Annotated in this window: 8 protein-coding genes; 4 read left to right on the forward strand and 4 right to left on the reverse strand. The window is 29.2% G+C overall.

The genetic code is table 11. The features are described from left to right. The first annotated feature begins 162 nt into the window (after window positions 1-162). Both FM121_RS12855 and FM121_RS12860 read left to right on the forward strand, forming a co-directional pair. Window positions 163-597: a hypothetical protein gene (locus tag FM121_RS12855; protein ID WP_086952590.1), complete on the forward strand. Its 435-nt coding sequence runs from the start codon at window positions 163-165 to the stop codon at window positions 595-597. 515 nt (window positions 598-1,112) lie between these two features. Then, a complete protein-coding gene (locus tag FM121_RS12860; protein WP_179203877.1) occupies window positions 1,113-1,970 on the forward strand; it encodes a replication initiation protein in 858 nt (285 codons plus the stop codon). A 931-nt stretch (window positions 1,971-2,901) separates the two neighbouring features. On the opposite strand, the gene FM121_RS12865 is transcribed toward FM121_RS12860, so the two are convergent. Both FM121_RS12865 and FM121_RS12870 read right to left on the reverse strand, forming a co-directional pair. Beyond that, window positions 2,902-3,333 carry a helix-turn-helix domain-containing protein gene (locus FM121_RS12865; protein WP_086952592.1) on the reverse strand — a complete coding sequence of 144 codons (432 nt, stop codon included), beginning with the start codon at window positions 3,331-3,333 and terminating at the stop codon, window positions 2,902-2,904. Between the two features lie 468 nt (window positions 3,334-3,801). Further along, window positions 3,802-4,311 carry a hypothetical protein gene (locus FM121_RS12870; protein WP_086952593.1) on the reverse strand — a complete coding sequence of 170 codons (510 nt, stop codon included), beginning with the start codon at window positions 4,309-4,311 and terminating at the stop codon, window positions 3,802-3,804. Window positions 4,312-4,469: 158 nt separating this feature from the next. Between FM121_RS12870 and FM121_RS12875 the strand changes: the two genes are divergently transcribed. Further along, complete coding sequence (locus FM121_RS12875; protein ID WP_086952594.1) at window positions 4,470-4,928, forward strand: helix-turn-helix domain-containing protein; 459 nt, start codon at window positions 4,470-4,472, stop codon at window positions 4,926-4,928. A gap of 225 nt (window positions 4,929-5,153) precedes the next feature. On the opposite strand, the gene FM121_RS12880 is transcribed toward FM121_RS12875, so the two are convergent. After that, window positions 5,154-5,741 (reverse strand): hypothetical protein, encoded by a 588-nt coding sequence (locus FM121_RS12880; RefSeq protein WP_086952595.1) that lies wholly within the window; start codon window positions 5,739-5,741, stop codon window positions 5,154-5,156. 420 nt (window positions 5,742-6,161) lie between these two features. Continuing rightward, window positions 6,162-6,578, reverse strand: coding sequence for a helix-turn-helix domain-containing protein (locus FM121_RS14730; protein WP_086952596.1), 417 nt, complete (start codon window positions 6,576-6,578; stop codon window positions 6,162-6,164). Between the two features lie 274 nt (window positions 6,579-6,852). Between FM121_RS14730 and FM121_RS12890 the strand changes: the two genes are divergently transcribed. Then, entirely contained in the window at window positions 6,853-7,386 is a 534-nt protein-coding gene (locus FM121_RS12890) for a helix-turn-helix domain-containing protein (protein WP_086952597.1), read from the forward strand. Window positions 7,387-7,682: the final 296 nt, after the last annotated feature.

Here is a 7,682-nt window from a genome sequence, read left to right on the forward strand (position 1 = left end):
CCAACAAAACAACCCTAACAATAAACTTTTTCATTTTATTTACTCCTCCAAAGTAAATAAAAACAACTCCTTTTTTGCCCTCAGTTATTGCTGAGGGCTTTTTTTTTGTTAATTTCATTGTTATCATTGATAATAACAATGAAATTAAGGAGAAAGTCTTATATGATAAGCGTTACAGAGATTGCTGATAAATTACAAATTTCAAAAATAATGGTTTATCGTTTCATTAATATCAATGAAATTAAATATTCTGAAAAAGACGGACGGACGTTTTTGTATGATATGACTGCGTTTGAGCAGATTAAAGAGGGCTTAAAAGATAAGTCGGTAATTTCATCTGATAATAACAATGATATTACTGAAAATAAGAAAAACGAAGAATCGCTTAACACCAACGATAATAGCATGATAATTGAAATTATGAAGTCGGAAATTGAAATTAAGAACAAACAAATTGAAGAATTAACTGAAATGAATAAAGCATTAAATGTAACTCTCCAGCAACAACAACAATTACTACTTTTCGAGCAACAAAAGAATACAAAACTACTCGAAGAAAATATAGATCATAAAAAATGGTGGCAGTGGTGGAAATAAAATAGCTTTTTATTCTTATCATTTGCTACTGATTTTTAATCTAGGGTTGTTAGGGTTTACCCTGACCGTCTGAAAGACGTTTTATTTATCTAACTAAGAGTTTTATCTAAATGAGCTTAAACAGCTCTTTTTTTGCGTTTTAAGGCTATTGAATTGTTTCTTTAGAGAAAGGTTTTATTTTTTAGCAAAGGAGCGTAGAGCGACTGCTGCAAGTTCAATGTGAGAGTGGGTTTCTCTCACTCCTTTTTTATATCTTTTAATCATACGCATAGATGAATAGTTTTAAAAGAATGCCATTTTGGGTGGGATATTTAGACAACAATGTTATATAAATGTTTTAAAGATGTTTTAAAAGATGTTTTAGGGTGGCTATCTACTTACTCTCCCAAGGGATTTCAGAATGTTAAGGGGGCAGATTGGGAGTATTAAGGGGGCAGATTGGGAGTATTAAGGGGGCGGATTGATTTTTGTACTCTTAATGTTATAATAATTTTATTATGGTTAGGAGTGAAATCATGGCGAACGAAGTAGTAAAGTATCAGAATGATTTAAACACCGCAACAATGAGAACATGGACAGAAAAAGAAATGAATATTCTATTCTCTGTTGTAGCAAAAATTAGAGAAACATCTAACTATGAAACGATGTTTACTTTTGATCAATTAAAATCATTAGCTCAATTCAAGAAAAATCTAACTAAAAAAGAATTTGTAGATGACTTAATTAGTGTGTCAAAAAAATTAGGAACTTTAAATTATTTAGAAAGAACAGATGACGGAATGTCTGCAAATCTGTTTGTCTTATTTCAAACTTTTAAAATTGATGGACACGATGAAACTTTAAAAGTTATGGTGCATCCTCAGTTTGAATATGTCTTTAATAAAATTGGCATGGAGTTTACTCAATTTGAATTAGACGAATTTATTAAAATTCAATCAACTTATGCAAAATCAACTTATCGTTTATTAAAACAATATCGTACAACAGGGTGGTGGAAGGTCACTCTTGATGATTTCAGATTGCTTTTAGATATTCCTAAAAGTTATAGAGTTAGTGATATTGATAAACGAATTTTAAAACCAGTCTTAGAACAATTAGGTGGTTCAGATGATGAAGCTATCTTTAAAAATTTGAAAGTGACCAAAAATAAAAAAGCTGGTCGAGGACGTGGCGGAATTTTAACAGGGTACACTTTTACATTTGAAAAAGAAAATACTGGTGACTGGGTAAAAGATAAATATAAAAGTAAAACTCATAAAAAAGAAACGTTACCCGATTGGGCAGATAAAAATTTTAAGGAAACAGAATTGTCCTATGAAGAAAAAGAATTCTTTCAACAACAATTAGAGGCATTAAGAAATAAAAAGAAATAGCTTTGCTTCTTCAAGCGTATTGTTTGGGTTAAATCCAAATCCCTATTTAATAAAATTAAGAGAGAAAATAAAAAAAGAGAGTCGAGCATGAGGTCTCTCTTTTTTATTTTGTTGTGACTCAGTCCATTTTAATTTTGGTAGTAATCGTTAATAAATAACAAATTTTAAAAAATGATTAGCCTTTTTAAGAGTAATACAAAGTATTACTCCTTTCGTTTTTAGTATTAATTTAGTATTACTTTGGTATTACTTTGTATTAATTCAGTATTACTTTGTATTAATTTAGTATTACTCTGTATTAATTTAGTATTACTCTGTATTAATTTTGGTATGACAAAGTAGGAAAAACGAAAAAAAATTACGGGTTTGGAAACGTTGATACTATCAACCCGAAACGGTACGTTACGGTAGTTTCCCTTATGCTCTTACACAAGAAAATGACTCTTATCAGGTATTTTTTTACTTTTTCGGTAATTCTCTTTTCGGTTTATTGGCTTCATTATTTTATAACAAGGCTCTTTTCGATTAGTTGATGATTACTGAAGATAGAATCTTCTCTTTTTTAAAGAAACTCCCTTGTTTTATTTTTGACTATTCGAGCTACAGCGACAAAAAAGACTAAGAGAAATTCTTCTGACAGAAGATCCTTTCTCCTGGTCTTTTTATTTGGTCTTAGGTAAAACCTAACAAGTCCTCAAATGGGTTTGTGATCACACACCCGATGCTTGCCTTTTCCATTTTAATAACAATTGCTCCAAAAATCAGCCCGGGGCATTTCACTAAGTCAAAAAAAGAGGAATCCCTAGTTAAAGGGATTCCTCTTTTAATTTTGAGGTAGACCAGTTGGAATTCACAATCTCAGCGCCTGTAAGCCCTGGTAAGTCTACAGCTGGGTTTAATAAATAATTATGTTAACTAACTTATTAAATAACTACATTTTATTTTTCTCAGCTATTTCTTTATGCTTCCTTAATTCAAGAGCCACAGGTATTGCATTAATGAGTATTATAAGTGACATCCAAGCGAATGCGTAACTATTTTCATATCCTGTTACTCTCAAAATAATCATTAATCCTACTAGCAAAATATTTAATGTGACGCTCACTAAAAAACTTGCACTCAATTTTTCTTTACTTTCTTTAACTTCTAATTTCTTAATCATAGTAATATCTCCTTTTAGTAATTTATCTAAAGAAATCTCATAAACATCACTTAATAAAATTAAACTTGTGACATCAGGTAAACTTTTAGAATTTTCCCAACTAGAAATAGTTTGTCTAGACACATGTATTTTTTCTGCCAGTTCATCTTGAGTTAACTTCAACTCTTTGCGTTTAATTTTTATTGTTTCTCCAATGTTCATATCGTTCTCCTTACTTATCACCTTAGTTGATATTCTATGTATTCTCCATCAAAGATAGCTTACATTTATTGATATTATAGCAATGTAAAGCTCTTTTGACTTCAAAATATGAGTAATAAATTTAACTTGGTATAATCACCTGTTATGCTAACTAAAATAATTAGACACAGTTTGTAGCTACTCTTTATTGGCATTGCTACCTTTCTGTTATTTTGTAGTTACATATACACAAACGCTTTCTCTACCCTTTTTTTGTATTTATCACTAGGTTTTAATGATTAATAAGTATCATTTGTTATTAAATCAAATAAAAACAACTGTTTAATCTATGACATAAAACAATTTTAGTAAAAAATAGAATTCGTTTTTTTAAAGCGCGTTATCTAATCAGATGTTAACAACTTTAAGAACATACTAAAAAATCCACCACTTAAAATTAATTTAGTGGAGGCTTTTAGTTTATTATTCTTAATAGCCATGAGCTTTACAAAATCCTTTTATACCTTTGTACTTCTTGAATTTTTTACATCCTGAAGCCAATCCTTTTTGAGTAAAATGTGTTGTTATCTCAGTAACCGCAGTCACTCCTATAACTGCTCCTAAGGCTTTAATTGCAGCTATTAATAATGGTGGTACAAAAAATGCTCTTTGTTGAATCTGTGGAATATAAGATTCATTTTTTAATACATTTAATTTTTCCCATTCTTTTTCAGCTAACTCAGCATTTTGGTACTGCTCCTCTGAAAATATACCGTCTTCTACAATTGAATAACTAAGTACCCATTCCCCGGTATTATAATTATACTCTGAATAATCGATAATATTCTGAGTAGTAGTTTCCCATTCTGATTGATCTACGTTATCTAGTGTATCAAAAATATCCAACTCTGCTCCTAATACTTCCGTAGCAGTAATAAATGGACCAAACAATAAAATTGATGCTGTAAAAAAGATTAATAGTTGCTTAATGTTCTTCAAATTAATTCCTTCTTTCTGATAAGATTGTTTTACCAAATTAATCCTATCTGTTAATCTAAAATAGGGCTAGTAATCATCTATTACTAAGTGGTAATCATTCATTGCCAGTTGATAACGAACCTTATATTATATAGGTAGTATATTAGGAGATAGTGAAAATGAGTATTGGTCATAAAATAAAAAAAATTCGAAACGAAAAGAAAGTATCTCAGCAAAAAATGGCTGAACATCTAAATATTTCTAGACAAGCAATTTCAAGATGGGAAAATGATGTCTCTCTACCAGATATCACAACCTTAATTTCAATAGCCAAATTCTTTGAAGTACCATTCAATTATTTTTCAGATGATAAAATAATTGAATCCGAAAAAGAAGATAATGGAGATACCGAACAAGTTGTAAAACCAAAAGATAATGTAAAACCTAGTCATGATGAAATTATAACAAGATCTACTCGTTATATAGTTGTTGTAGCAAGTATATTAACATTAGTTGCTATATTGCCATCTAAAGTAAAAGTACCGATCATTTTTTATGGTATTATTTTTATTATATTTTTTATGACATGTTTATTAATATATTACATTATCAAAAATTACTTAATTGAAATTAAATAAAAAAGACTTCCATCAACGATGGAGGTCTTTTCCATTTAATCTTTGCTAAATAGCAGTCCGCCAAACGCTATAACAAACATAATTAAAAAGGTAATTGCAGATTCTTTAAATGCCTCTGGAATTGTATTTCCTAGGAATAAAATACCGATAAAGAAATATCCTACAGGAAGAATTGCAGCAATTACCAAACATATTAAAAATAATGATATATATTTTTTCATAGTATTAGAGTATAACTTTTATGCCACATTTTCCAGCACTTACAATTATTTGCATTGGAATTCCTCCAGGCACCATTTTCTTTACAACTGCAGCTAATGCTTTTTTACCTAATTTTTTTCCTAGCGTAGAAACTATTAGTTCTGAAGCTTTTTTCCAAGATTTACTGGCTAATAATTTTTTAACTTGTGGGTTAAATACTTGTTTCGCAATATCAAGTCCTATAATTTTAGAAAATTCATCTTTTAAACAATCTGGAAAGCTTTTTTTAGCTCTAAAAGGACTAATTTCATTGTTATTATATGTATTTTGCTCAAGTAAATCAAAATATGGACTGTCACCGTACTTTTCTTTTAATTTAGTTAAATTTACAGCAACTATATCTCCATTCTCATCGACTGTTGCAACATTTTCAAATATATATTGTAAATCATCTGCATACTCTTCAATCAATTCTTTTTCAAATTGTTCGTAACTCTCATAACTCTCATAGTCAGTATTAGAAGCATAGACTATTTGTCCAAAATTAATGAAGGGAAACACAACAATAGTTAATACCATAATAAAACAAAACATCTTAGATTTCTTTTTCATAAAATAACCTTCTTTCTTTTTGATACTTTAACTATCACATCAGTAGCCCTATTTACACTAGCAATTGTCTATTGCACCTTGTTAATAGTTACTATCATCATTGCTATTTCAATAAAAAAGTTGATTTTCATTTGTCTTTATCTTAATCTTCTTTGCATGTAACAAAAAAGATTATACTCGATTGACGAAATTAGATAATACGGAAGAATTACAGTATGCTACTTTTGCACCTATTTCGGAATCAGAGATTGAAAAAGAAATTGGTGTTATCGAAGATAAAAGTTAAATCTAACAAAGATTTAACAGAGTGGACATCTGCTTATTTAGAAAAAGGAACAAAAGTTTTTTTATCACATTAGAAGTAATAAAACTAATTTAGTGTGACTTGGTATAATCACGAGTTATGTAAATCTATTCAAATTATTTAGAAAATAATCTCATGTAGATTCTTTTCCCAAAATCTAGTACGCCTAATGTACCAACTGCTAATCCGAAAACATAAGAGCCAGTAAAATGAGTAGTGATCATTTTATAAATACTAAACAATAAAATGAATAGAGCTATTAAAAATACCAATATACTCATGAATATATCTACATGTCTGTCTGCTTTATCTTCTAATAAAATTTCTTTAAAATCTAAATCTTCTTTTATTAAAGTATCTAACGAAATACTAAATAAATCTGATAACTGAATGATATTAGCTATATCTGGATAGCCTTTTTCACGCTCCCAATTTGAAATAGCTTGAGAAGATACATTTAATTTTTCAGCCAATTCTTTTTGTGTTAAATTATTGGATTGTCTCAATGATTTAATTTTTTCGCCTATTTTCATAACAAAACTCCTATAAATTATTTGATATGATTAGTCTAAATTAAAAAGTTCAGAATAGCTCTAAATAAAAGATTTACTCAACTAAAGTATTGCTTGAATTTATAAAACAACTCCGTATAACTGCCAATATGTAAACCAAAACCTTTCAAATCACTTTTGAAAGGTTTTTTCCTTTGTTGTAGCAAAAAATAGCACTGATTTTAGCAATGTAACATATTGTGTGCTTTAATTTTACTAGATAATTAGTATATTTAAGTTATGAAAGGAGACTATCATGGATATAGGACTTCTACTAAAAAATTTAAGAAAAAAGAATGAACTCACTCAAGAGGAAGTTGCTCAAAAACTCTTTGTTTCAAGACAAACTGTTTCACGCTGGGAACAAAATAGAACTATTCCAAATATTTATGTTTTAGAAGATATCAGTAAATTATATGGAATCACTCTTGAAGAACTAATAGCAGACAAGGAAGGAGGAAAAGTAATGGAACATAAAAAAATTAATATCTTTGGATTGCTTGGTGTTCTGATCTTTAATATTTATATTGTTTTAGGTCCACTAATAGTCGCTATAGCTGTTAGCTTATCTGCCTTATTTGTTTCTATCATTTTTTCAGCATGCCCAATCATTTTGCTAGTAGTTAATATTATGGGATTACAGCCATTTACATGGTCACAGTTAGGCTTTGCTATTCTCTTATGCTTAATTGGATTGAGTGTGTTGTTCCTTGTTAAAAAGACGTATAAATCAGTTTTTAATATATTAAAAGCTTATTGTCGCTATAATTTGAAAACTATATTAGTTTAATAGCTTGTACTAATGGCTTTTATGTAAACCAATTAAGGATTTTGATAGAAAATAAAAACCATGATATAATAAGCCTACAAATAAGATATGCATTGAATAACCAAAAAGAGCCAGTCGGGGGCAACCGAACTGGCTCTTTTCTTTTTTCGCTGCTTATCAAATAAATAGCGTGAGGTTAGCTGTCTTTCTTGTCTTTAGAATCTAACCATTTACTAATGCTATGGGCAATAACATTAATCACGATTCCAAGTAAGACGTCAAATAAGATATGCAATTGAATAACCTCCCTTCTTGCT

Source organism: Vagococcus fluvialis bH819 (assembly GCF_900163795.1).
In the GTDB taxonomy this organism is placed as follows: domain Bacteria; phylum Bacillota; class Bacilli; order Lactobacillales; family Vagococcaceae; genus Vagococcus; species Vagococcus fluvialis_A.

Coding starts and splice junctions, on each gene's coding strand:
- FM121_RS12875 (WP_086952594.1), top strand. CDS start 4,470: ATGAGTATTGGTCATAAAATAAAAAAAATTCGAAACGAAAAGAAAGTA.
- FM121_RS12880 (WP_086952595.1), bottom strand. CDS start 5,741: ATGAAAAAGAAATCTAAGATGTTTTGTTTTATTATGGTATTAACTATT.
- FM121_RS12860 (WP_179203877.1), top strand. CDS start 1,113: ATGGCGAACGAAGTAGTAAAGTATCAGAATGATTTAAACACCGCAACA.
- FM121_RS12865 (WP_086952592.1), bottom strand. CDS start 3,333: ATGAACATTGGAGAAACAATAAAAATTAAACGCAAAGAGTTGAAGTTA.
- FM121_RS14730 (WP_086952596.1), bottom strand. CDS start 6,578: ATGAAAATAGGCGAAAAAATTAAATCATTGAGACAATCCAATAATTTA.
- FM121_RS12890 (WP_086952597.1), top strand. CDS start 6,853: ATGGATATAGGACTTCTACTAAAAAATTTAAGAAAAAAGAATGAACTC.
- FM121_RS12855 (WP_086952590.1), top strand. CDS start 163: ATGATAAGCGTTACAGAGATTGCTGATAAATTACAAATTTCAAAAATA.